This window comes from Texcoconibacillus texcoconensis (genome assembly GCF_014202575.1).
GTDB classification, from domain to species: domain Bacteria; phylum Bacillota; class Bacilli; order Bacillales; family Salisediminibacteriaceae; genus Texcoconibacillus; species Texcoconibacillus texcoconensis.
Map to the genome: position 1 here is coordinate 97,927 of NZ_JACHHB010000003.1, position 21,108 is coordinate 119,034.

Annotated in this window: 23 protein-coding genes; 8 read left to right on the forward strand and 15 right to left on the reverse strand. The window is 39.9% G+C overall.

The window, feature by feature from the left end; genetic code table 11:
* Positions 1–16: 16 nt before the first annotated feature.
* The 8 genes from HNQ41_RS04245 to dnaE all read right to left on the reverse strand — a co-directional run bounded on the left by HNQ41_RS04245 (position 17) and on the right by dnaE (position 10,895).
* A complete protein-coding gene (locus HNQ41_RS04245) occupies positions 17–418 on the reverse strand; it encodes an FxsA family protein (RefSeq protein WP_184663183.1) in 402 nt (133 codons plus the stop codon).
* A gap of 100 nt (positions 419–518) precedes the next feature.
* On the reverse strand, positions 519–2,273 hold the full coding sequence (gene pyk / locus HNQ41_RS04250) for a pyruvate kinase (RefSeq protein ID WP_184663184.1): 1,755 nt from the start codon (positions 2,271–2,273) through the stop codon (positions 519–521).
* 80 nt (positions 2,274–2,353) lie between these two features.
* The gene (gene pfkA / locus HNQ41_RS04255) at positions 2,354–3,313 is read right to left on the reverse strand and encodes a 6-phosphofructokinase (RefSeq protein ID WP_184663185.1); all 960 of its coding nucleotides are present in this window, start codon (positions 3,311–3,313) and stop codon (positions 2,354–2,356) included.
* Between the two features lie 130 nt (positions 3,314–3,443).
* A complete protein-coding gene (locus HNQ41_RS04260) occupies positions 3,444–4,421 on the reverse strand; it encodes an acetyl-CoA carboxylase carboxyltransferase subunit alpha (protein WP_184663186.1) in 978 nt (325 codons plus the stop codon).
* Positions 4,422–4,424: 3 nt separating this feature from the next.
* Complete coding sequence (gene accD, locus HNQ41_RS04265; protein ID WP_184663187.1) at positions 4,425–5,291, reverse strand: acetyl-CoA carboxylase, carboxyltransferase subunit beta; 867 nt, start codon at positions 5,289–5,291, stop codon at positions 4,425–4,427.
* A 114-nt stretch (positions 5,292–5,405) separates the two neighbouring features.
* On the reverse strand, positions 5,406–6,071 hold the full coding sequence (locus HNQ41_RS04270) for a FadR/GntR family transcriptional regulator (protein WP_184663188.1): 666 nt from the start codon (positions 6,069–6,071) through the stop codon (positions 5,406–5,408).
* A 124-nt stretch (positions 6,072–6,195) separates the two neighbouring features.
* Entirely contained in the window at positions 6,196–7,401 is a 1,206-nt protein-coding gene (ystJ, locus tag HNQ41_RS04275; protein ID WP_184663320.1) for an NADP-dependent malic enzyme, read from the reverse strand.
* A 113-nt stretch (positions 7,402–7,514) separates the two neighbouring features.
* Complete coding sequence (gene dnaE / locus HNQ41_RS04280) at positions 7,515–10,895, reverse strand: DNA polymerase III subunit alpha (protein WP_184663189.1); 3,381 nt, start codon at positions 10,893–10,895, stop codon at positions 7,515–7,517.
* Positions 10,896–11,075: 180 nt separating this feature from the next.
* On the opposite strand from dnaE, the gene ytrH reads away from it, so the two are divergent.
* The 3 genes from ytrH (at position 11,076) to HNQ41_RS04295 (ending at position 12,348) form a co-directional block, all read left to right on the forward strand.
* Complete coding sequence (gene ytrH / locus HNQ41_RS04285) at positions 11,076–11,408, forward strand: sporulation membrane protein YtrH (RefSeq protein WP_184663190.1); 333 nt, start codon at positions 11,076–11,078, stop codon at positions 11,406–11,408.
* Positions 11,408–11,911, forward strand: a complete 504-nt coding sequence (ytrI, locus tag HNQ41_RS04290; RefSeq protein WP_184663191.1) for a sporulation membrane protein YtrI — start codon at positions 11,408–11,410, stop codon at positions 11,909–11,911. Before ytrH ends, ytrI begins: the two co-directional genes overlap by 1 nt.
* Positions 11,912–12,159: 248 nt before the next feature.
* Entirely contained in the window at positions 12,160–12,348 is a 189-nt protein-coding gene (locus tag HNQ41_RS04295) for a YtzJ family protein (protein ID WP_184663192.1), read from the forward strand.
* Positions 12,349–12,385: 37 nt separating this feature from the next.
* Here HNQ41_RS04295 and HNQ41_RS04300 read toward each other — a convergent pair whose 3' ends face one another.
* Positions 12,386–13,324, reverse strand: a complete 939-nt coding sequence (locus HNQ41_RS04300; protein ID WP_184663193.1) for a DHH family phosphoesterase — start codon at positions 13,322–13,324, stop codon at positions 12,386–12,388.
* A 101-nt stretch (positions 13,325–13,425) separates the two neighbouring features.
* Between HNQ41_RS04300 and HNQ41_RS04305 the strand changes: the two genes are divergently transcribed.
* Positions 13,426–13,746, forward strand: a complete 321-nt coding sequence (locus tag HNQ41_RS04305; protein WP_184663194.1) for a YtpI family protein — start codon at positions 13,426–13,428, stop codon at positions 13,744–13,746.
* A gap of 137 nt (positions 13,747–13,883) precedes the next feature.
* Here the strand turns inward: HNQ41_RS04305 and HNQ41_RS04310 are convergent, their stop codons facing one another.
* Together HNQ41_RS04310 and HNQ41_RS04315 are read right to left on the reverse strand one after the other, a co-directional pair.
* A complete protein-coding gene (locus HNQ41_RS04310; RefSeq protein WP_184663195.1) occupies positions 13,884–15,191 on the reverse strand; it encodes a CBS domain-containing protein in 1,308 nt (435 codons plus the stop codon).
* A 125-nt stretch (positions 15,192–15,316) separates the two neighbouring features.
* Positions 15,317–15,529 (reverse strand): hypothetical protein, encoded by a 213-nt coding sequence (locus tag HNQ41_RS04315; protein WP_184663196.1) that lies wholly within the window; start codon positions 15,527–15,529, stop codon positions 15,317–15,319.
* Between the two features lie 134 nt (positions 15,530–15,663).
* On the opposite strand from HNQ41_RS04315, the gene HNQ41_RS04320 reads away from it, so the two are divergent.
* The gene (locus tag HNQ41_RS04320; protein WP_184663197.1) at positions 15,664–16,335 is read left to right on the forward strand and encodes a hypothetical protein; all 672 of its coding nucleotides are present in this window, start codon (positions 15,664–15,666) and stop codon (positions 16,333–16,335) included.
* Positions 16,336–16,419: 84 nt separating this feature from the next.
* On the opposite strand, the gene HNQ41_RS04325 is transcribed toward HNQ41_RS04320, so the two are convergent.
* On the reverse strand, positions 16,420–17,106 hold the full coding sequence (locus HNQ41_RS04325) for a metal-dependent hydrolase (protein ID WP_184663198.1): 687 nt from the start codon (positions 17,104–17,106) through the stop codon (positions 16,420–16,422).
* Between the two features lie 237 nt (positions 17,107–17,343).
* Between HNQ41_RS04325 and HNQ41_RS04330 the strand changes: the two genes are divergently transcribed.
* A complete protein-coding gene (locus HNQ41_RS04330; RefSeq protein WP_184663199.1) occupies positions 17,344–18,456 on the forward strand; it encodes a M24 family metallopeptidase in 1,113 nt (370 codons plus the stop codon).
* Between the two features lie 48 nt (positions 18,457–18,504).
* On the opposite strand, the gene HNQ41_RS04335 is transcribed toward HNQ41_RS04330, so the two are convergent.
* The 3 genes from HNQ41_RS04335 to HNQ41_RS04345 form a co-directional block, all read right to left on the reverse strand.
* Positions 18,505–18,894 carry a hypothetical protein gene (locus tag HNQ41_RS04335; RefSeq protein WP_184663200.1) on the reverse strand — a complete coding sequence of 130 codons (390 nt, stop codon included), beginning with the start codon at positions 18,892–18,894 and terminating at the stop codon, positions 18,505–18,507.
* A gap of 35 nt (positions 18,895–18,929) precedes the next feature.
* On the reverse strand, positions 18,930–19,703 hold the full coding sequence (locus HNQ41_RS04340) for an SDR family oxidoreductase (protein ID WP_184663201.1): 774 nt from the start codon (positions 19,701–19,703) through the stop codon (positions 18,930–18,932).
* A gap of 180 nt (positions 19,704–19,883) precedes the next feature.
* Entirely contained in the window at positions 19,884–20,045 is a 162-nt protein-coding gene (locus tag HNQ41_RS04345; RefSeq protein WP_184663202.1) for a hypothetical protein, read from the reverse strand.
* Positions 20,046–20,209: 164 nt separating this feature from the next.
* On the opposite strand from HNQ41_RS04345, the gene HNQ41_RS04350 reads away from it, so the two are divergent.
* Both HNQ41_RS04350 and HNQ41_RS04355 read left to right on the forward strand, forming a co-directional pair.
* On the forward strand, positions 20,210–20,653 hold the full coding sequence (locus tag HNQ41_RS04350; RefSeq protein ID WP_184663203.1) for a universal stress protein: 444 nt from the start codon (positions 20,210–20,212) through the stop codon (positions 20,651–20,653).
* A 27-nt stretch (positions 20,654–20,680) separates the two neighbouring features.
* The gene (locus HNQ41_RS04355; RefSeq protein WP_184663204.1) at positions 20,681–20,998 is read left to right on the forward strand and encodes a hypothetical protein; all 318 of its coding nucleotides are present in this window, start codon (positions 20,681–20,683) and stop codon (positions 20,996–20,998) included.
* Positions 20,999–21,108 lie beyond the last annotated feature (110 nt).

Below are 21,108 nucleotides of genomic sequence, written 5' to 3' on the forward strand. Positions count from 1 at the left end.
GTGAATGATTTTTTGATTACCAACGACGTCGATTAACGTATACAATGCCACCAGATTTCACGGCTTTTTCAAACAACCGTCTAAGCATTCCTTTGAAAAATGACCTTGTCTGCGGGATAAGTAAAATGAATCCGATCGCATCCGTTATGAATCCTGGTGTGAGAAGGACGACGCCCCCGACAAGTATGCAAATCCCATCTAAGAGGACACTACTCGGCAATTGCCCTTGTTGCGTCTGCAATTGAGCCATTCGCATTGCTTGCAATCCTTCACGTTTCGCTAATGCAGCTCCTAATATCCCGGTTAGAATGATTAGAGCAATCGTAGGTAATATCCCAAGTGTATTACCAGATAGGATTAACACACCAATTTCTAACGCGGGAACGACAATTAATAACAATAATATGAGCTTTCCCATCGTTAACCCCTTCTTGTCCGCTTTAATGAAACGTCCATTCCTGTAACCTGAAAAAATGAGAAGAGGCTGTCACCTCTTCTCATATGATGTCTAACCTCTATTATAGAACACTCGCTTGCCCTTTGTAAATATTTCCGCGATGGCCATCTACAGTAATTTCTTCATCATCTTCAAATAGATTTTGCGCATTTTCAACACCTACGATGACTGGAATACCTAAGTTTAATCCAACAACCGCCGCATGTGAAGTTAAGCCACCGTGTTCAGTGATAATTGCACTTGCCTTTTCGATCGCTTCCATCATGTCTCGGTCTGTACTATGAGCAATAATAATATCGCCTTTGTTCACTTTATCAATGGCTTCTTGTGCACTGTGAGTAACTTTGACATGCCCTGTTGCAGATTTGCGTCCGATCCCTTGACCTTTAGCTGCAACTTCACCAACGACATGGACTTTCATAAGGTTCGTATTCCCTGGTTCACCTACAGGAACTCCTGCCGTAATAATCACGACATCTCCGCGCTCAACAAAGCCTGATTTCATTGACTCTTCTACAGCATTCGCTAGCATTTCATCCGTAGAATTAGCTTTTGGACCAACTTGTGGATGAACTCCCCACATAAGCGCAAGTGCACGTGAAACACGCTCACTGCTTGTGATCGCCAAAATCTTAGATTGTGGACGATATTTTGAAATCATTCGAGCAGTATGTCCACTCTCTGTTGCCGTAAGGATTGCGTCAGCATCTAAGTTTAACGCTGTATGAGACACGGATTGACTAATCGCGTCTGTAATCGTATGTTCGCTTTCTTGACTTCTTTTACGAAGGATATCTTTATACTTCAATGCTGATTCAGTACGCACCGCAATGTCACGCATCGTTTGTACGGATTCTACTGGGTAATCCCCTGCTGCTGTTTCACCTGACAACATAATCGCATCTGTGCCATCAAAAATTGCGTTTGCAACGTCACTTGCTTCTGCACGAGTTGGGCGCGGGTTCCATTGCATGGAATCAAGCATTTGTGTTGCTGTAATAACAGGTTTACCGTATTTGTTACACATTTTAATCAATTGTTTTTGAACTAGAGGCACTTCTTCTGCTGGGATTTCTACACCAAGGTCACCACGGGCAACCATCAAACCTTCTGATACTTCAAGGATCTCGTCAATGTTTTCGACGCCTTCCTCATTTTCAATTTTCGGGATGATTTGAATGTGGTCTGCACCATGTTTTTCTAGTAGCTCTTTAATTTCTAAAACATCTGATGCACGACGGACAAAGGATGCTGCAATAAAATCAACATCTTCTTCAATACCGAATACGATATCATTCGCATCTTTTTCAGTGATCCCTGGTAAGTTAACACTTACACCTGGTACATTGACACCTTTTTTGTTTTTCAAGACACCACTGTTGACGACTTTTGTCGTTAATTCTTTTTCTCCAATATTTGTTACTTCTAACTCGATCAAACCATCATCTAAAAGTAATTTTGAACCGACTTGAACGTCTTGAATTAAGCCAGGATAAGTGACAGAAATTTTGTTTTTATTTCCTACGACTTCCTCCATCGATACAACCACTTCTGATCCTTCTTCTAATTCCGCTTCCCCACCTTCAAGTGTTTGCGTGCGGATTTCTGGACCTTTTGTGTCTAAAAGAATCGCAATATCTTTTCCTGCTTTTTTCGCAGCTTTTCGAATCGCTATAATACGCGCGCGATGCTCATCATAATCTCCGTGAGAAAAGTTTAATCGAGCAACATTCATTCCCGATTCAATCAAGGAATCTAAAGTTTCTTCACTTTCACTAGATGGACCAATGGTACAAACAATTTTCGTTTTTCTCATAATCATCCTCCTAAAAAAATCGACTTTTTTCGCACTATTTACACAAAGGAGCGCTGAAACCTACTATCTCGTCAAGTTAATTAAATGGATAGCTCCTTAGATAGCTTATACATTTCTTTATCAATGGTATGTTTTCTTGAAATGGCATCTTCAATTCGGTGTGATGTCAGTTTGTTTTCTTCTATACCTACCATTTTACCTTCTTCACCGTTAAGCAATAATTCGACAGCTTTTGCGCCGAGGCGACTCGCTAACACTCGATCTGTTGCTGTTGGTCTCCCACCACGTTGGATATGGCCGAGAACAGTCACCCTTGTTTCTAAGTTTGCCTTTTCTTTGATTTCATTTCCAATATCGAATCCACTACCGACACCTTCAGCTACGATAATGATACTGTGTTTTTTGCCTCGGTCATGACCTCTCTTCAGACGTTCAACGACCTCATTCATATCGTAGTCCTCTTCCGGAATAAGAATCGTTTCTGCACCGTCAGCAAGGCCCGACCAAAGTGCAATATCTCCTGCATCTCTTCCCATAACTTCGACCACGTATGTACGCTCATGAGATGTGGCCGTATCGCGGATTTTGTCGATTGCATCAATCACTGTGTTTAACGCGGTGTCAAAACCGATCGTAAAATCTGTACCAGAGATGTCATTATCTATTGTACCAGGAACACCTACTGCTGGATAACCATGTTCGACAAGTTTTTGTGCTCCTTGGAACGATCCATCTCCACCAATGACAACAAGACCGTCGATGCCGAATTTTTCCAGTTGTTCAATGGCCTTTTTTTGCCCTTCTAGCGTTTTAAAATCTTCACTGCGGGCCGTATATAACATCGTTCCACCAAGATGGATAATATCACCAACGGAACCTAACTCTAACTTTTCAATATTCCCATCGATTAATCCATTATACCCATAGTAAATTCCGTAAGCTTCAATATCGTGGTAAATCGCTTTACGAACAACAGACCGAATGGCAGCATTCATCCCTGGGGAATCTCCACCACTCGTTAAAACTCCAATTCGTTTCATGTTTGTCTTTCACCTCGTTTAATTGCTACTTTTTTCGACATGTGTTAAAAATAACACTTTCATTTCTTAAAAACAATAGAAGCCCTATAATAATGCAATAAGCATCCTCTATATCGAGAATGCTTCATGCTTATTCTACGCAATTGTTATCGTTTGCAAACGTAAATTGGCCCATTTTATTAAATTTTTCATAACGACTTGTCACAAGTTCTTCTTTAGGGACTTGACCCAATGATTCTAAAGATTCTGTAAGCACGTCGCTAATGAACTCGGCTTGTTTGTCAATATCGTGATGAGCTCCTCCTTTTATCTCAGGAATAATAGCATCAATAACATCTAGTGACTCTAGGTCTGGTGCAGTTATCATCATTGTTTCTGCTGCTCGTTGAGCCTGATTAGCATCTTTCCATAGGAGGGCAGCAGCACCTTCTGGAGAGATGACTGAATAAGTACTGTTTTCTAACATGAAAATACGATCTCCTACCCCTAGACCTAGTGCACCACCGCTTCCACCTTCTCCAATGACAATGCAAATGATCGGCGTTTCAAGCCCAGCCATTTCAATTAAGTTACGCGCAATCGCTTCGCTTTGACCTCGTTCTTCAGCAGCTTTTCCTGGATACGCTCCCTTTGTATCAATAAAACAAATGATTGGACGATTATATTTCTCAGCCTGTTTCATAAGCCGAATTGCTTTTCGATATCCTTCTGGATGAGGCATACCAAAGTTACGACGAATATTCTCTTTCGTATCTTTTCCACGTTGATGACCGATGACGGTTACTGGCTTACCTTCAAACGTCGCAATACCACCTACAATTGCTTCGTCATCTCCATAAACACGGTCACCGTGTAGTTCTAAAAAATCCTCAAACATTCTCGAAATATAATCAAAGGTTGTTGGACGCTCTTGATGACGAGCGATTTGCACACGATCCCACGGTTTCATATTCCCATATATGTCTTCTTCCAACTGCTCTAGCCTAGCTTCAAGTTTTTCAATTTCACCAGACATATCAATCCCTTTTTCGGCTGTGAAGGCTTTAAGTTCAGTGATCTTCGTTCGTAATTCGACAATCGGTTTTTCAAATGGTAAATTGTCTGCCATCGCCTATTCCCCCGTTCCCTCGTCAGTCATTTCATGCAATTTGAGGATTACAGATAATGTCGATTTCATCTCGTGACGATGAACGACCCGATCTAATTGTCCATGCTTCAGTAAAAATTCTGCTGTTTGGAAATCCTCCGGTAGCTCTTGCCGAATTGTCTGTTCAATAATTCGTCGCCCTGCAAATCCGATAAGTGCACCAGGCTCGGCTAAGTTATAATCGCCAAGAGAAGCGAAACTGGCGGATACACCACCTGTTGTTGGGTGGGTCATGACGGAAATAAATAAGCCTTTTTCTCGATGTAATTGTTGCAAAGCTGCACTTGTTTTCGCCATTTGCATGAGGCTTAATACACCTTCTTGCATTCGGGCGCCACCTGATGCAGCAAATAATATAAGAGGCCGCTTTTCTTCAATTGCCCTGTTAATCAAGCGGACGATTTTTTCACCTACAACCGAGCCCATACTCCCCATGCGATAACGTGCATCCATAACACCGATAACGACAGGGTGCCCTTCAATCGTACCTTTTCCAGTTACAATTGCTTCATTAAGATCGGTCTTTTTTCGATCACTCTCTAATTTATCAGGGTATGACGGGAAAGAAAGAGGATCCTTAGAAATCATATCACGATCGAATTCTTCAAATGTTCCGTCATCAATTAACGTTTCAATACGCTCATGAGCTGTTAACCTGTGATGATAGCCACAAGATTCACATACCATTTCATTTTTCTGCAGTTCTTTTGTGTACATAATCGATTTACATTCTGGGCATTTTGACATCAGACCTTCCGGAACCTCTTGCTTTGCTTGTTCCGAAGGGATTGTTGCATACTTTTTTTTCTTAGAAAATAAATCACGTATCATAACATCACCTCTTTCATTCAAACAATATCCAATAATTTCAACCATATCACTCTAACAGACAGACAAGCTCAGCGCTTTTAATACATTTATGTATCAAAACTTTAGAATGTATCGTTAAAACTGGCTGTTTTCTAAATGATATTTCAACTTTTCTGCTGCTTCTTCAGTTTTTTGCGCTTTCAACGCATTAAAAATGGCCTCGTGCTCAACGATTGACTCCGGAATTCGCCCTTCACGCAATAATGATGCTTCCAATGCTTTTTTACTATACTCTACTAAAGGACGCCATATATTGAGCATCAGTCGGTTATGACTCGCTTCTATGATCGTTCTATGAAAAAGGTAGTCTTCTTCATATGGAACCATCCCTTTTTCCCATTTTCTTTTTGCTTCTTTCACGCAATCACTCAATTTCGTCATTTGTGACTCCGTCATTCGCATTGAAGAAAGTCGAATCGCTTCAACTTCGAGGATTTTCCTCGTTTCTTTTACATCTTCGCGGGCTTTTTTATCTCGTAAAAAAAAGCTTGCTAGGATCTCTGTTAATCGGTGACCTCCTGCTTGCTGAATAAACGTCCCTTCACCTTTGCGCGTTTCGATCAAGTCGAGTAATTCAAGCGCACGGAGGGCTTCACGCACAGAGGACCTTCCTACATGTAATCGCTCAGCTAACTCTCGTTCTGATGGCAGTTTGTCTCCTGGAAGTAGATCATCTTCATGAATAATAGAATGAATTTCTTTTAATATTTCTAAATAAACTTTGCTGCGGCCTTCAGACATCGCAACCTCTCCAATTTTATTCTACAAAAGGTAGGTCTGTTCCAAAGCGATCGCAATTTTATCGTGCTGTCTGTCTATTCCCGCGAAAGCTTGGAACAGCTCGTCCACCTTCAAAAAAGTAAGCTTACTCTTTGATGTTTGTTAACTGCTTCGTTTTTTCTTCAACTTGATTTTCATCGACCTGTCGGCGAGCGACCCCTGTTTCCATTGCTGCTTTTGCTACATGTTTAGCAACCGCAGGAGCGACACGCGAATCAAAAGGTGCTGGGATGACGTAATCAGCCTCTAGTTCACTTTCAGAAACAAGTGAAGCAATCGCTTCAACAGCAGCGATTTTCATTTCTTCATTTATATGCGTCGCATAGACATCTAATGCCCCTCGAAAAATGCCTGGGAATGCAAGAACATTATTTACTTGGTTTGGAAAGTCAGAACGCCCAGTTCCAATGACGCTAGCCCCACTCTCTTTAGCTGCCTCTGGCATAATTTCTGGGATTGGGTTTGCCATCGCGAAGATGATTGGATCAGGATTCATCGATTTTACCATTTCCTCATTTAATGCACCTTCAACGGAAACACCAATGAATACATCCGTTCCTGCAATCACATCTTTTAGTTCTCCCTGTTTCTTCGATTGGTTCGTAACTGCTGCGATTTCATTTTTCAAATCGTTCATTCCGTATTCACGGCCTTCGTAAATTGCTCCTTTTGAATCACATAAAACGATTTCTTTAACACCCATATTACGCAGCAGCTTAATAATTGCGATCCCTGCAGCCCCAGCTCCGTTAATCACAACTTTAATCTCAGAAATTGATTTCCCTGTCAATTTAAGCGCATTTAATAAACCTGCTCCAGTTACAATTGCTGTACCGTGCTGATCATCATGAAAAACAGGAATATTCATTTCTTTTTTCAAGCGTTCTTCTATTTGAAAGCATTTTGGAGCTGCGATATCTTCCAAATTAATGCCTCCAAAGTTGGGTTCCATAAGCTTTGCAGTCTCGACGATCGTATCGACATCATTACTTTTCAGACAAATAGGGAATGCATCTACACCAGCAAATGATTTAAAAAGAACCGCTTTTCCTTCCATTACTGGTAATGCAGCCTCTGGACCGATGTTTCCTAATCCTAAAACAGCTGTACCATCGGATATAACACCGACCATATTCCCTTTCATTGTATACTCATACACTTGTTGTGGATCTTCAAAAATTTCTTTACAAGGTTCTGCAACTCCAGGTGAGTAAGCGAGAGACAAATCGTGGGCATTTTTGACTTCAACTTTCGGCGTTGTCTCTAACTTCCCTTTTTTCACTCTGTGCATATGTAGGGCTTCTTCTCGTAACGTCGCCACTTCCCACACTCCCTTTATTAATAATCAACCAAGTGGTCAGACCACCGTTAACCTTCTATCATTATAACAAAACATAACTGTCCTTACACCCCATGCTCTTTCTTTACATAAATATTTTTTTCGCCAAGAAGCGACTGTAATTTTGAAATCAATAACGCATTAGGTTCAACAGCTAAATATGATGGCAAAGCACGAACTTGTTTCGTTCGTTCATAATAAAGAATGACCTCTGTGTTACCAGGGTGATTTACAAGCTCTTCTTTCAAACGGTGGAGGAAAGTTTTTGATTCAAAATGACTGGAAATTCGTATAAATAACTGGTTTTCCTGGTTTTCCTCGTTTTCGTTTTGAGGTTGTTCACTTATAGGCTTAAGTGATGATACGTTCGTTGCTCTTTGTACATTCCATTTTTCCTCACCACCATATTGATCACGCTTCACCTCAAGAAACAATATTTTTCCTTTTTCACAAAGGTGAACCATCCTTTCATAAACAATAGGAAATACTGTCAGCTCAGCCCGCCCCTCTTCATCTTCAATTGTTAAAAAAGCCATCTGTGCCCCTTTTTTCGTACGAATCACCCGAATTTCTTCAACCACACCTGCAATACGAAAAGTAACAAGATTTTGTTTTTCTGCCGCATGAATCGTGTACCTTTGATAGCCATCTAATGTAGATAAATAAGGGGTTATAGGATGATCTGAAAGATAAGTACCTAACACATCCCGCTCATATTGGAGCGCTTCAACATTTTCAAATGGCGGGACTTCCGGTAATTGTTCTTTAGCGGAATCCGTTGGAACTAAGCCCCCGTCCTCGGTGTCGTTTTGATCATAAGTTGTGACAAGCGCGGCCAGTTGTTGTGCGCGATGGCCTTGTAATTCATCGCATGCCCCCGCTAAAATGAGAGATTCTAGTGCTCTTTTGGGAACTAGCTTTCGATCAATTCGTCGACAAAGTTGATCAATGGATGTATATGGGCCGTTTTCTCTTTCTGCAATGATCGCCTCTAGTGCGCGATGGCCAACATTTTTAACCGCACCTAAACCATAGCGTATCTCGGTTTCTTCAGCTGTAAAATCAGCTTCACTCCGATTGATCGATGGCGGAAGAACACCGACCCCATTTTGCTTTGCTTCGTATAGATATGAAGCAATTTTGTCCTGATTATACATGACACTCGATAAAAGACTCGTCATAAATTCCGTATGAAAATTCGCCTTTAAATACGCCAACTGGTATGAAATCATACTATAGGCGACAGCATGACTACGGTTAAAGCCGTAATCGGCAAACCGGACAATCGTATCATATACATTGTTTGCCTCTTGTTCAGCATAACCTTTTTGCTTTGCCCCTCTGATAAATCTTTCTCTTTGCTCTTCTAAGATGCTTCGCTCTTTTTTACTGACCGCTCGCCGTAAAATATCTGCTTCTCCTAATGAAAAACCAGCCATTTTTGAAGCGATTTGCATAATTTGTTCCTGGTAGACAATCACGCCATACGTCCGTTCTAAAATGGACTTGAGGTCTGGGTGAACGTACTGTGGCTCTTCTTGACCATGTTTTCTTCTGATATAAACAGGAATCTGCTCCATCGGACCTGGACGATAAAGTGCATTGACCGCGACGATATCTTCAAACATCGACGGCTTCAATCTTTGCAGAACACTTTTCATCCCTTGTGATTCCAGTTGAAAAATTCCTGTTGTTTTCCCTTCACTGAGTAATTCGTATGTTGCCGAGTCATCAAAGGGTATTTTCTGAATATCCAAACGTTGCCCTGTACGTACGCGAATGTTATGCAGCACTTTTTCTATAAACGATAAATTCCTCAACCCTAAAAAATCCATTTTCAATAAGCCCAAGGCTTCTAAATCACCCATTGCATATTGAGTAATTGCTAAATCGTCCGCTCCTAACTGCAGAGGGACAACATCGGTCAATGGATCGCGACTAATCACGATTCCAGCGGCATGAACCGATGTGTGTCGAGGTAACCCTTCGATTTGACGCGCAATGCTAAAAATACCCGCTGCTTCGTTGTTTTTATTGATAAGCGAATGAAGTTGATCACTTTCTTCTAATGCTTTAATAAGGGTAACATTTGGACGAGAAGGGATGAGTTTAGCTACTTGATCAACGAGTTTCGAATCAGTCGACAGTGCACGACCGGCATCACGAATCGCTGCTTTCGCGGCCAACGTTCCAAATGTAACAATTTGAGCGACCTTATCTTTTCCATATTTATGTGCAACATACTCAATGACTTCATCACGGCGCTCATCAGAAAAGTCAATATCAATATCTGGCATCGACACCCTTTCCGGATTCAAGAAACGTTCAAATAACAAGTCATACTTTAAAGGATCGACATCTGTAATCCCTAATACATAGGCCACAAGCGATCCGGCAGCTGACCCCCTTCCCGGACCTGTTAGAATCCCCTGTTCACGTGCGTATTTCATAAAGTCCCAAACAATAAGAAAATATTCATTATATTGCATTGAATCAATAACAGATAATTCATAATCTAGACGTTCATCCACGTCAGAATCAACGACACTATATTTTTCAGTCGCTCCGTTTTGACATAACTGCCTTAAAAAGTCGCGCGCTGACCCTTCATTAGGTACAGGGTATGCTGGTAGTACCGTCTCACCTATTGGTAAATTGACATTGCATCGGTTCGCTATTGTAACTGTTTGCTCTAACGCTTCATGTATGTAATGAAACTTGTCCCTCATCTCTTCAGGGCTTTTAAGCGCAAATTCAGGCGAAGAATTTTGGTACGTTTCTCTATCCCATTGTTCCCCATGCCGAATCGCTGTTAGCACTTCTAAAGCTTGTTCTTCGTTTGGTTCAACAAAGTGTACATGGTTTGATGCAATAAATAATACGCTCTCTTCTTTCACCCATGACAAAACCGTATAAAGACGTTCGTGACTATTCGGCGTTTTGTGATCTTGAATTTCCACAAAGTAATTGTCTTTGCCGACGGAATTTTGGCAAAGTGTAAGCCAACGTTTTGCATCTGCGTCTCTTTTTTCGATGATGAACTTTTGCAATAATCCTTCGTCAAATGGCGATATCACAATTAAATCATCGACTTCTGAAATATCATGAATAAAAAGGTGCGGTCTGTTCCGCTCAGCACGCGATTGGGCTAGCGATGTTAACTTCAAAAGCTCGCGATAACCTTCGTTTGATTTTGCAAGGAAAACAAGTGCTCCTTCTTTTTCAGAATGAGGATCTTTTACAAGTAACTCCACACCTAGAATTGGTTTGATTTTGTACTTTAAACAAGTGCGATAAAAGTCAACGATTCCATACATCGCATCGATATCGGTTAAAGCGAGTGCCTTATACCCTTGGTCAGCCGCTTTTTTGACGAGGGATGGAATCGTCGCCGTAGACTGTAATAAACTGTAACAACTATGTACGTGCAGATGAACAAAGCTCATCATACCTTCTCCTTTTTAACAAACAATCTTTCCTTATATATATCATTTTCCTTCAATCATTGTATCGTAAACAAGAAAGACATACACCCATTTCCACCTGTAAAAGAAAAGAACATATCTTGTCAACTTTGTCCATATATATTTATCAGTGACCTCACAATGAGAGGAGGGCTGTTAACCTTGGACCGAGAATTTTTGGCAACACTCGTGATTGATTACTTTGTAGCCTTCGGTGTCATAATTGGCGGAACAATCGTCGGAGGCGTTGGTGCATATTTGATCGGAAAACCGCCATTATCTGTCATGTATGATCTAGCTAGTAGCTTAAAAATATGGGCATTAGTCGCTGCAATTGGGGGGACGTTTGACGCGATTTCTACTTTAGAACGAGGAATTTTTGAAGGGACACATTCAGATATTTTCAGAACCGTCGTCGTTATTTTTGCAGCATTGAGTGGCGCTCATTCGGGAACTGTTTTCATTCAGTGGTTGACACAGGAGGGTATGCAATAATGAGGATCCCTCCTTTTTACAATGATTCCACATGGCAACGTTTTTTTGCTGGCATTGTTGTAGGTATGATTATTGGATGGTTGTTTTTCCTTTATAATTTTGGCAATGTTCACGAAAAATTGGTCTTGGAAATCAACAAACAAAAATCCACAATTGAAAATCAAGAAGAAACAATAGACATTTTACAGAGAGACCAAGAGGAAATAAACGAAGAAGCAAAGAAGAACTTAACTGTTCAAGATATCAAAATCACCGTCGTCAACGAAGAAGACATCAAACTAAGTGAGCTTACTTTACACGAATTAAAAGCAAATGTTGAGCACGAGCTTGAAATTGTTAGGAACAAAAACATCGAAACGGTCGCAAACACAAAAGAATTGTTATTAAAAGCCGTCGAAAATAAAACCTTCGTCGTAAATGAAAATCGTTATAAACTTAACATTGAACAATTGTTTTTATTTACCACGCTGGAAATTTTCGTAAGAATCGAAGAAGATTCCTAATCAAAAAAGTTCATAAACCTCATATCCACACATATAAATGTCTTGAAGTCGGAGAGTTGTTTATTTTTCGAATATTTTATGAATTTTAAGTAAAACTCCGCACATTTTCCTCTTTTATCGCTATAATAAATGTAGCGATTTTTCTTTTCATACTAAATACCGTCAACTCCAACACATTTACCCATTTTAACAGAACCCTTTGTAAAACTTTTTTCTCTTTCTCTAAAAAGCAAAGGAAGGTGAAGACCATGGTTATCAGTCCACGAAGGCTTGCTAAGGAGAAAGTCAACAATTTACTTGCTGGCTATTCCGCTTATTCAGAAACTGAAGAAGTGTCGACATTGATTAAACGAGAGTGTCATAAGTTAAACGTTGACGTAATGGAAGAAACGTCATCAACCGGATCATGGTTTATCCCAAAGGAACGTTTTAAATAGGTCGGGCCCTCTTCTTTAAGAGAGCCTGACCTATTTTTTAACCTTTATGACAAGCTTCTTCTAATTCTGCGAGAAGTTGATCAGCCTCATTCCACGAGCTCACTTTTGCACCTGCGGCTAATTCATGTCCGCCACCATTATAACGGCTAGCGATTTTATTAACTGCTGGCCCCTTCGAACGCAGACGCACACGGATGATCTCTTCTTCTTCGACAAAAAACACCCATGCTTTCAAACCCTCTAACGTTGACAACGTATTGATAATCCCGCCTGCTTCTCTTGAAGTGACGTCATATGATGTAAGTAATGAAGAGGTTAACTTTATGTATCCAGCACCAGAATCTAATATTTCTGCATTTGAAAGTACATATCCCTCAAGGCGTTTTAATGAAAGCGATGACTTTTCCATTTCGTTAAAAAGATCTGGACGCGAGAAAGTATAGTTCGTTAACTCCGCCGCAATACGGAACGTTTTTTCTGTTGTATTAGGATGACGGAAACGTCCCGTATCACCAACAATACCTGCAAATAAAAGACGTGCTACTTCAGAAGATAAGCTCATCCCATCCTGTTTCCAAGCATTATACAACTCATAGACCATTTCACTAACTGAGCTCGAATTAATGTCAACCCAAGAGACGTCACCATACTCTTCCACCTCAGGGTGGTGGTCAATTTTAATAAGTGCTTCTCCACGCTCATAACGTTTGTCGTCTACACGTTCCAAATTAGCCGTATCACAGACAATCACAAGTGACCCTTCATACATTTCTTCATCGATCTCATCCATTTTTGCTAAAAACGTAAGCGATTCTTCCTCTTCACCCACAGCAAACACTTGTTTATCTGGATAATTCTCTTGAATCAATGCTTTCAGACCTGCTTGTGAACCAATGGCATCAGGATCGGGATTTTCATGGCGGTGAATTATAATCTTGTTATATTGTTCGATCATATTTTTGATTTCTTGTTTCATTAAACAATTCTCCTTCATTTACATTCGTGATATTAGCGTCTGAAACGATATTGCGTTAAAATGTAAGAAATTAACGATATATAATAAAAGGAGACGCTATTATGATTTTTACAACAGTCATTATCGCTTCACTTGTATTATTTGCTTATTATAAAATAAAGCAAATCAGAACGAAACAACCAATGAGCAGACAGTGGCAATCAACAAAAGGTAACATAGCCGTCGGTGTTTTCCTTACCGCTTTCGGGCTTGACCAGATCATCTATCGTCAAACGACCGTTGCCTATATTGTCGGATTCAGTTTTATAGCGCTTGGCCTTGTTAATCTCATTCTAGGCTACCGCCTATACCGCTATTATTTACCTCTTGCCGCAAAAGAATCCGAACAATCTCGCGATGCCGCTATCAAAAGTCAACACTAAAACAAGAAAACATTAGACAAGGTGATTGTCATGTTTTCCAAAACAGGCTATCCAAAGTTCTTGAGGATGTTCGTTTTTATCAAACTGAACAAAAAGAGGGGAGATATACTCCCCTTTTTTGTTCGATCTCCCCGCCATTAGCGGTCGATTAATTGTGCCATTACCATTGCTTTCCCAACAATTTGCGAATCGTGATATATTTCAACATCTACTTTCCCAAACTTTCGACCAACTTCTAACACTTTTGGATAAACATCTATTTGCGAATCAATTTGAACAGGCTTAATAAAAAATAACGTCATATTTTCAACAACGAGGTCACCTTTTTTATATTTTCGAAGCACACGACTACCTGCTTCTGTGACAATCGTCGTAATAACCCCGTAAGATATCGTTCCGAGCTGGTTTGTCATTTGTGGTGTGACTTCTAAACGAAAAGCATACTCATTAGCCGTTGATGCATCAGAAAAATGACTTGTTACTAAGTCTTCTATCGTTTCACCAACGTGCGGTTGGCGTTGTATCATTTGCAATGCTTTCAACACATCTTGACGACTAATAACCCCTAAGAGCTTACGGCTTGCATCGACAACAGGGAGAAGTTCAATCCCTTCCCAGACCATCATATGCGCTGCTGAAGCAACTGAGGTTTTCCCTGTGACAGTAATAGGGGTTTTCGTCATCACTTTCTCAATCTCGATCATTTGACTAACACCCATCACGTCTTTAGACGTAACCATCCCTTGCAGTTTGCCAAGTTCATCAACAACAGGATAGCGGCTATGACTCGTTTTATTGTTGAGCTCATGCCATTTTTCCACTGTATGGGAGGTTGTCATATAATGCGTGTTCTCTAATGAAATAAGAATGTCATCAACGAGCGTAATTTCTTTTTTGATCAATTGGTCATAAATTGCCCGATTAATCATTGCTGCGACAGTAAAGGTGTCATAGCTAGTTGAAATAATAGGTAAATGAAGTTCATCCGCGCGTCTTTTCACTTCTTCACTCGTATCAAAGCCACCTGTAATTAAAACTGCCGACCCTTCTTCTAATGCTAATTTATGTACTTCTTCACGGTTACCGACAATCAATAAGTTTCCCGCTTCAACGTAACGCATCATTTGTTCAGCTTTCATCGCACCAATGACAAATTTATTTAACGTTTTATATAAACCATTTCGTCCACCGAGCACTTGACCGTCAACAATATTAATAACCTCAGCATATGTAAGACGCTCAATATTTTCTTTTTGCTTTTTTTCTATACGAATCGTACCTACACGTTCGATTGTACTGACAAGCCCTTGATTTTCAGCATCTTTTATCGCGCGATAGGCCGTCCCCTCACTTACATTTAATGCTTTAGCGATTTGACGTACAGATATTTTATGACCTACATCTAACGACGAGATATGTTCTAAAATTTGTTCGTGCTTCGTCATCGAAGCTTCCCCCTTCTACGCATCACAACTGTTTTACCATCCAGATACGGCTGTACTAATACAAGTATAATCCTAGAACAGAAGGAGTGCAAGCTGTTTTAAAACATCTACTACTCGATCAAACGTCAAACATCCTCCGCAGATTTCTTCGTTGTTTTTTTCGACTTCATCCAAGCCTGGAAGTTTCCGACTAGCGCAAACAAAGATATAATCCCCCATAAAATAATGAAAAGATAAAATAGAAGGTTATTGCTAGGGAAGGAAAATGATTGAAATGCTTGATAAATAAGTGCACCTACAGCTAATAAACAAACAAAATAACGTTGACCTTTCAACATACTGCCACCTCCTGTATCATAATATGTACAGGCTTTATATTCCATGATGATATTCACAGTCACCGATACATATGAAGGAACATTTACCTTATGCCTCTGTCATTTACCAAGAGTTTGAAAGGAGGGCGTATTAGATGGGCACTTTCTTGTATTCCTCGTTTGCAACCTTTATATTTTTACTTATAGCAATGACGGGTTGTCAAAACGATTCCCCACCTATTAAAGAGCAATTTGAAGAAAACGAAGAAGTAGAAATCATTTTTGATAATGAAATTGAAGATTTAAATTTTGAAGATTACCGTAACATTACAGAAGAAGCCAATGAATATTTAAACGATGAAAATATTGATGATCCTGATATACGAAGATGGTTTATTCGAGAGAAAATATCTCATTTACAAAACCGAATTCAGAAAACAAATGAAAACATTTTAGAAGATGCAAAAGAACGTTTTAAATACGAAATTGCTTGGCGAGAGTTAGCTGAAAAACGCTATCATATTCACGCTTCAGAAACATCTATTAAAGAACAGATAGAATATAACCTCGCTTTATTCGGTGATGAAATGCCCGAAACGATCATTGGTATGGCTGAAGGTCTTGATATGACTGTTGAAGAATTTATGTCTGAGTTTGACCGCGATCATGCTGAACGAAGTGTCATCTGGCAAAAGCTGATGCCTTTATTAATGGAAAAGTATCAACAAACAACAGATGAAGTTGTAGAAAGCTTTCAACTCGGCCAACTTTACGAGCAAGAGGTTTATGATTATTTAGAAGAGGAAGAGGAAGAAGCAGAAGAATGATCTTAATTGTTATCATGCTTAAAAAGAGGCTTCACTTCAGTTATCAAGCTGAAGGAAGCCTCTTTTTAAAACCACTTCATTCTATTAAACCTCAAGCGAATCTCCAGGTTTCATTACATGACCTTCTTGCCCACTGTTTAATTTGTTTACAAACGCTTCTCCATCTTGTTCAATAAGCGGGAATGTATTGTAATGAACTGGAACTACTTTTTTTGCTTGAACCCACTCTGCTGCAAGTGCTGCATCATCAGGACCCATTGTGAAATTGTCACCAATAGGTAGAAATGCAACGTCTATATCGTTTCGGTCTCCAATAAGCTTTAAGTCTGAAAATAGCGCTGTATCTCCCGCATGGTAAATCGTCTTACCTTCAGCAGTAAACAAAATCCCTGCTGGCATGCCCGTATAAACAATTCGCTGATTCTCTTCCTCTGTGTACGCAGAACCGTGAAATGCTTGAGTCAACTTTACCGTTCCAAAATCAAATGTATGTTGGCCACCGATGTGCATTGGATGAGCATTAACACCTTGCCATCCTAAATATGTTGCTAATTCAAACGGAGCGACGACTTGAGCATCGTTCTTTTTCGCTAGTTGGACAGTATCACCAACATGATCATTATGACCATGCGTTAACAAAATCACATCAACATTCAAGTCATCAGCATTAAGATCCGTATTCCCATTCCCTGTAATAAATGGATCAATAATAATCGTTTTATCATTCGTTTCAACTTTTACTACTGAATGTCCGTGATAAGATAGCTTCACGTGAGCCCACTCCTTTCAATACTCAATCTTCATGGTATATCCCTTATATCATTCACAATATCTTCTTTCCCACCTTCAAGAATAAAAAAACCTCTTTTTTTATAACGACTTTTTCTCTACATGTCATTCACGGTTCGTTTTATTTTTCACTCCTCACATGTTACAGTTAACGTCACTATAATGAAACTTACATAAACGTCAACAATATCAACTACAATTCAAGGAGATGATTACAATATGTCCGATAAAGAAAAAGCCATGCAACAATGGATGAAAGAGGTAAATGTCGACGTTACATGCCTACAATCAAAAGCAAATGTTTTTTATTTTAGTGATTTTTATACAGACCCTCACGAACGTCTCGTCGCTTTGTTTTTATTTCAAGACGAAACCCAAATCCCACTTATGGTTTGCCCTTCTATGGAAGTAAATCAAGCGAGAGATACTGGTTTCAAAGGCGAAGTGATTGGATATCATGACCACGAAGACCCATGGCAACTTGTAAAAAAAGCCATAGAGTCGAGAGGCATTGGTGTAAAGAAGGTAGGTGTCGAAAAACAAGAAATGAGCTTAGCACGAGCAGAGCAATTATCTGAGGTCTTTGCTGGCGTGGACATTGTAAGAGCAGACGAACAAGTCCATGCTTTACGAAAAGTAAAAAGTGAAAATGAAATTGACGCTTTAAGAAAAGCAGCGAAACTAGCCGACTACGGTGTCCAGATTGGCATTGAGTCACTGGAACTAGGAAAAACTGAAGTAGAAGTATTAGCTGACATTGAAGCTGCATTAAAGAAAAAGAACGTGGTCGGGATGTCTTTTTCAACAATGGTTTTGTTTGGTGAGAAAACGAGTGACCCACATGGAAATCCTGGCAACCGGAGATTACAACGAGGAGACTTTGTATTGTTTGACCTTGGGGTGATCATTGATGGTTACTGTTCAGACATTACGCGTACAGTCGTATACGGCGAAGCTAATGAAAAACAACGCGAAGTCTATGAAACTGTCCTTCGAGCACAAAATGAAACATTAGCTAGGTGTCAAGCTGGGACACAGATTGGCGAGCTAGACAAAACAGCTCGAAAGCTTATTGAAGGCGCGGGATATGGCCAGTATTTCCCCCACCGTATTGGACACGGTTTAGGTATTGATGTTCACGAAGCACCATCTATGCATGAACATAATAAGGAAACACTCGTTGATGGGATGGCCTTTACAATTGAACCAGGCATTTATCACCCTGAAATTGGCGGGGTGCGTATTGAGGACGATGTTGTGATCGAAAATGGGAACGCCGTTTGCTTAACAAACTTTCCGAAAGAACTTCAGATTATTAACGAAAGCGACTAAGTATATGACTAAGGCTGCCCAAATTCGTTGGACAGCCTTCTTAACTAATCATATTTCTTTATCCCATACCCAAGTTTTCCTTTTATTCTCACCATTATGGAGCTTGATTTCTAAACGTTCCAATTCGTCAAAGCCTACCTCATTCGCCTGCTCAACAATCGTCTCCACCGGCGTATCTTCAGAAAATGTTAATTCATCTAACAATTCTTCGAATGATTGTCGTGCAGGATCGCCTTTAATAAGTCGGTGCCCCCATTCGAAAACAAAAGTATCTGGATTACGGTACATCCAGACATATTCTACGCCTGCGTCACGAATTGTCATTGTCATTTCAAAGTCTTTCGACCAATTGATGGCATTGACAGAATTAGGTGAGATAAGAATTGAAAAACTAAGGAAAATCATCATCAGAAAACGGAATAAGGGAAACATTTCCATCACCTCATCCTTAGTTTTCCATTTGCTCACTCATTTTATTCATTGGATATCGAACGATAACGATGAACCACATCCATTCCACCTGTAACGTCTAAAACAGCTCCCGTGACCATGTCGGCTTCATCACCTACGAGAAACAAAACACTACGGGCAATATCTTCCCCACTCCCAGGTCGCCCGATTGGCGTCTCTTCATCTTCTAGACCTTTCGCTTCTGAAATTTCGGCTTCTTTCATATCACCAACGATTTTGCCAGGGCAGATCATGTTCGCTGTAATCCCATTTTCGGCTTCTTCAATTGAAATCGTTTTCGTCAAGGAGGTTAAACCGACTTTCGCAGCAGAAAATGCTGATCGATAAATCCAACCCGGTGTCCCAACCGACCCTTGAAAACCATATGTAATTATGCGCCCAAATTGCTGATTCCTCATGATCGGTATGACTTCTTTAAATAAATGAAAAGCTGAATTTAGATTCCCATCTATCATCTCATCCCATTCCGCATCACTATAATCAACCAATTTTTTTCGCTCAAAAATATACGGGCCGGCATTACAAATTAATATATCAATCCGCCCCCAATTATCATACGTTTCACGAACGATGCGTTTCGTATCTTCTCGATTTGTAATATCACCGCGGACAAACTGCATACGTTCTTTGTATTGAGACCATTGATGTTTAAGTTGTCGTACAGCTTCTTCATCACTCCGATAGTGAATCGTTACTGAATACCCTTCTTCGAGGAGTGATTGAGTTACGCGTCTCCCCAACCCTTTGCTACCTGCAGTTATCAATACATGGCGCATCAAACTTCCTCCTTTGTATCCATGGAGATCACCGTTGACTCACTCTATTATACGCTTTTCTAATAGGTATGTAAAAAAAAGCGCAAAACTACCTTCATATGAAATAGATATTCCTTTCAGTAAACATAATAAAAAATCATTAAGAGATACTCACTCCCTTAATGATTTTTATGAAAGCCGTTATTGATACTTATTTTCGTTACGTTGCTTATTTTTCTCATGCCCTTGTCGTTCCGGGTGGTGTGGTGAATTTTGGTAATACGAGTTCATCAGTTCATCATGAACTTCTGATTCACCTTCATTATCATAAAAACCATAGTCAAGTTTTGTTTCTTTTGACATTTCCGAGACACCTCCTCTTTTCAAATATGTGTTTTATTATCCCTTTGTACATCATGTTTATTGTTTGTTAAAATTTATAAACTATTCATACAAATGCATCATTTACTTCAATTGTTTGATATAATGGAGGGTGAAGGTTGTATATCTTAAAGGAGGTTTCGCTAATGACAATGAATTATCAAACAATCTTAGTGGCAGTCGACGGGTCTGATGAATCGAAGAGAGCTTTTAAAAAGTCAGTGGAACTCGCTAAATATCATGGTAGTCAACTTTTAATTACACATGTTGTCGACACCCGCACGTTTGCTTCCGTCGAACATTACGACAGAGCGATCATTTCTGAAGCTGAACAATACGCTGAAGAAATGCTCCAAGATTACAAACAACAAGCACAAGCAGAAGGCGTCAATGAAATTGAATTAATTATTGACTACGGGTCTCCGAAAGTGAAAATTGCCAAGGATTTAGCTAAGAAATATGAAGTAGACTTAATTGTTACAGGAGCAACTGGTTTAAATGCTGTAGAACGATTCTTAATTGGTAGCGTATCCGAGCATATTACTCGTCATTCTCAATGTGATGTTTTAATTGTGCGAAACCAAGAATAGTAAACAACAAAATGAGGAGGGGAAATTGTGGAGTTCATCTACGATAGGCGCCTTGGTATCTCTTTGCCTTATTTAGATCAACCATGGGAGACACTTTCTGTAAAAAACCAAACTGAAATTCTTACTCAGTGGGAACTTATTCGAGGAACGATCCCTGAAAAGATCGCGGACATTGAAATGAGCATTGAGGACAAACAAATGGAGTTAAACCAAGAGGAAGAGTTCGAACGATCCTGCGCCTTGAATGATGAAGTTGCAGAATACGCCTCGGTGATCAACGACCTATGGATTTGGTACCGAACGTCGCCATCAGTTTCAAAACAATTTTCTTCAAGTTCATTTTAAATGATTTAAAACGGAATTTTCAACATTTTATCTTACCACATATCAACAACGTAGTTCTTATGGATTTCACATAAAGCAGCCCTAGCTAGGAAACTGGAGTAGAGGGCTGC

What these genes read in the sequence shown, in the direction of transcription:
- HNQ41_RS04245 (WP_184663183.1), bottom strand. Translation starts at nt 418, where the DNA reads ATGGGAAAGCTCATATTATTGTTATTAATTGTCGTTCCCGCGTTAGAA.
- pyk (WP_184663184.1), bottom strand. Translation starts at nt 2,273, where the DNA reads ATGAGAAAAACGAAAATTGTTTGTACCATTGGTCCATCTAGTGAAAGT.
- pfkA (WP_184663185.1), bottom strand. Translation starts at nt 3,313, where the DNA reads ATGAAACGAATTGGAGTTTTAACGAGTGGTGGAGATTCCCCAGGGATG.
- HNQ41_RS04260 (WP_184663186.1), bottom strand. Translation starts at nt 4,421, where the DNA reads ATGGCAGACAATTTACCATTTGAAAAACCGATTGTCGAATTACGAACG.
- accD (WP_184663187.1), bottom strand. Translation starts at nt 5,291, where the DNA reads ATGATACGTGATTTATTTTCTAAGAAAAAAAAGTATGCAACAATCCCT.
- HNQ41_RS04270 (WP_184663188.1), bottom strand. Translation starts at nt 6,071, where the DNA reads ATGTCTGAAGGCCGCAGCAAAGTTTATTTAGAAATATTAAAAGAAATT.
- ystJ (WP_184663320.1), bottom strand. Translation starts at nt 7,401, where the DNA reads ATGCACAGAGTGAAAAAAGGGAAGTTAGAGACAACGCCGAAAGTTGAA.
- dnaE (WP_184663189.1), bottom strand. Translation starts at nt 10,895, where the DNA reads ATGAGCTTTGTTCATCTGCACGTACATAGTTGTTACAGTTTATTACAG.
- ytrI (WP_184663191.1), top strand. Translation starts at nt 11,408, where the DNA reads ATGAGGATCCCTCCTTTTTACAATGATTCCACATGGCAACGTTTTTTT.
- HNQ41_RS04295 (WP_184663192.1), top strand. Translation starts at nt 12,160, where the DNA reads ATGGTTATCAGTCCACGAAGGCTTGCTAAGGAGAAAGTCAACAATTTA.
- HNQ41_RS04300 (WP_184663193.1), bottom strand. Translation starts at nt 13,324, where the DNA reads ATGAAACAAGAAATCAAAAATATGATCGAACAATATAACAAGATTATA.
- HNQ41_RS04305 (WP_184663194.1), top strand. Translation starts at nt 13,426, where the DNA reads ATGATTTTTACAACAGTCATTATCGCTTCACTTGTATTATTTGCTTAT.
- HNQ41_RS04310 (WP_184663195.1), bottom strand. Translation starts at nt 15,191, where the DNA reads ATGACGAAGCACGAACAAATTTTAGAACATATCTCGTCGTTAGATGTA.
- HNQ41_RS04315 (WP_184663196.1), bottom strand. Translation starts at nt 15,529, where the DNA reads ATGTTGAAAGGTCAACGTTATTTTGTTTGTTTATTAGCTGTAGGTGCA.
- HNQ41_RS04320 (WP_184663197.1), top strand. Translation starts at nt 15,664, where the DNA reads ATGGGCACTTTCTTGTATTCCTCGTTTGCAACCTTTATATTTTTACTT.
- HNQ41_RS04330 (WP_184663199.1), top strand. Translation starts at nt 17,344, where the DNA reads ATGTCCGATAAAGAAAAAGCCATGCAACAATGGATGAAAGAGGTAAAT.
- HNQ41_RS04335 (WP_184663200.1), bottom strand. Translation starts at nt 18,894, where the DNA reads ATGGAAATGTTTCCCTTATTCCGTTTTCTGATGATGATTTTCCTTAGT.
- HNQ41_RS04340 (WP_184663201.1), bottom strand. Translation starts at nt 19,703, where the DNA reads ATGCGCCATGTATTGATAACTGCAGGTAGCAAAGGGTTGGGGAGACGC.
- HNQ41_RS04345 (WP_184663202.1), bottom strand. Translation starts at nt 20,045, where the DNA reads ATGTCAAAAGAAACAAAACTTGACTATGGTTTTTATGATAATGAAGGT.
- HNQ41_RS04350 (WP_184663203.1), top strand. Translation starts at nt 20,210, where the DNA reads ATGACAATGAATTATCAAACAATCTTAGTGGCAGTCGACGGGTCTGAT.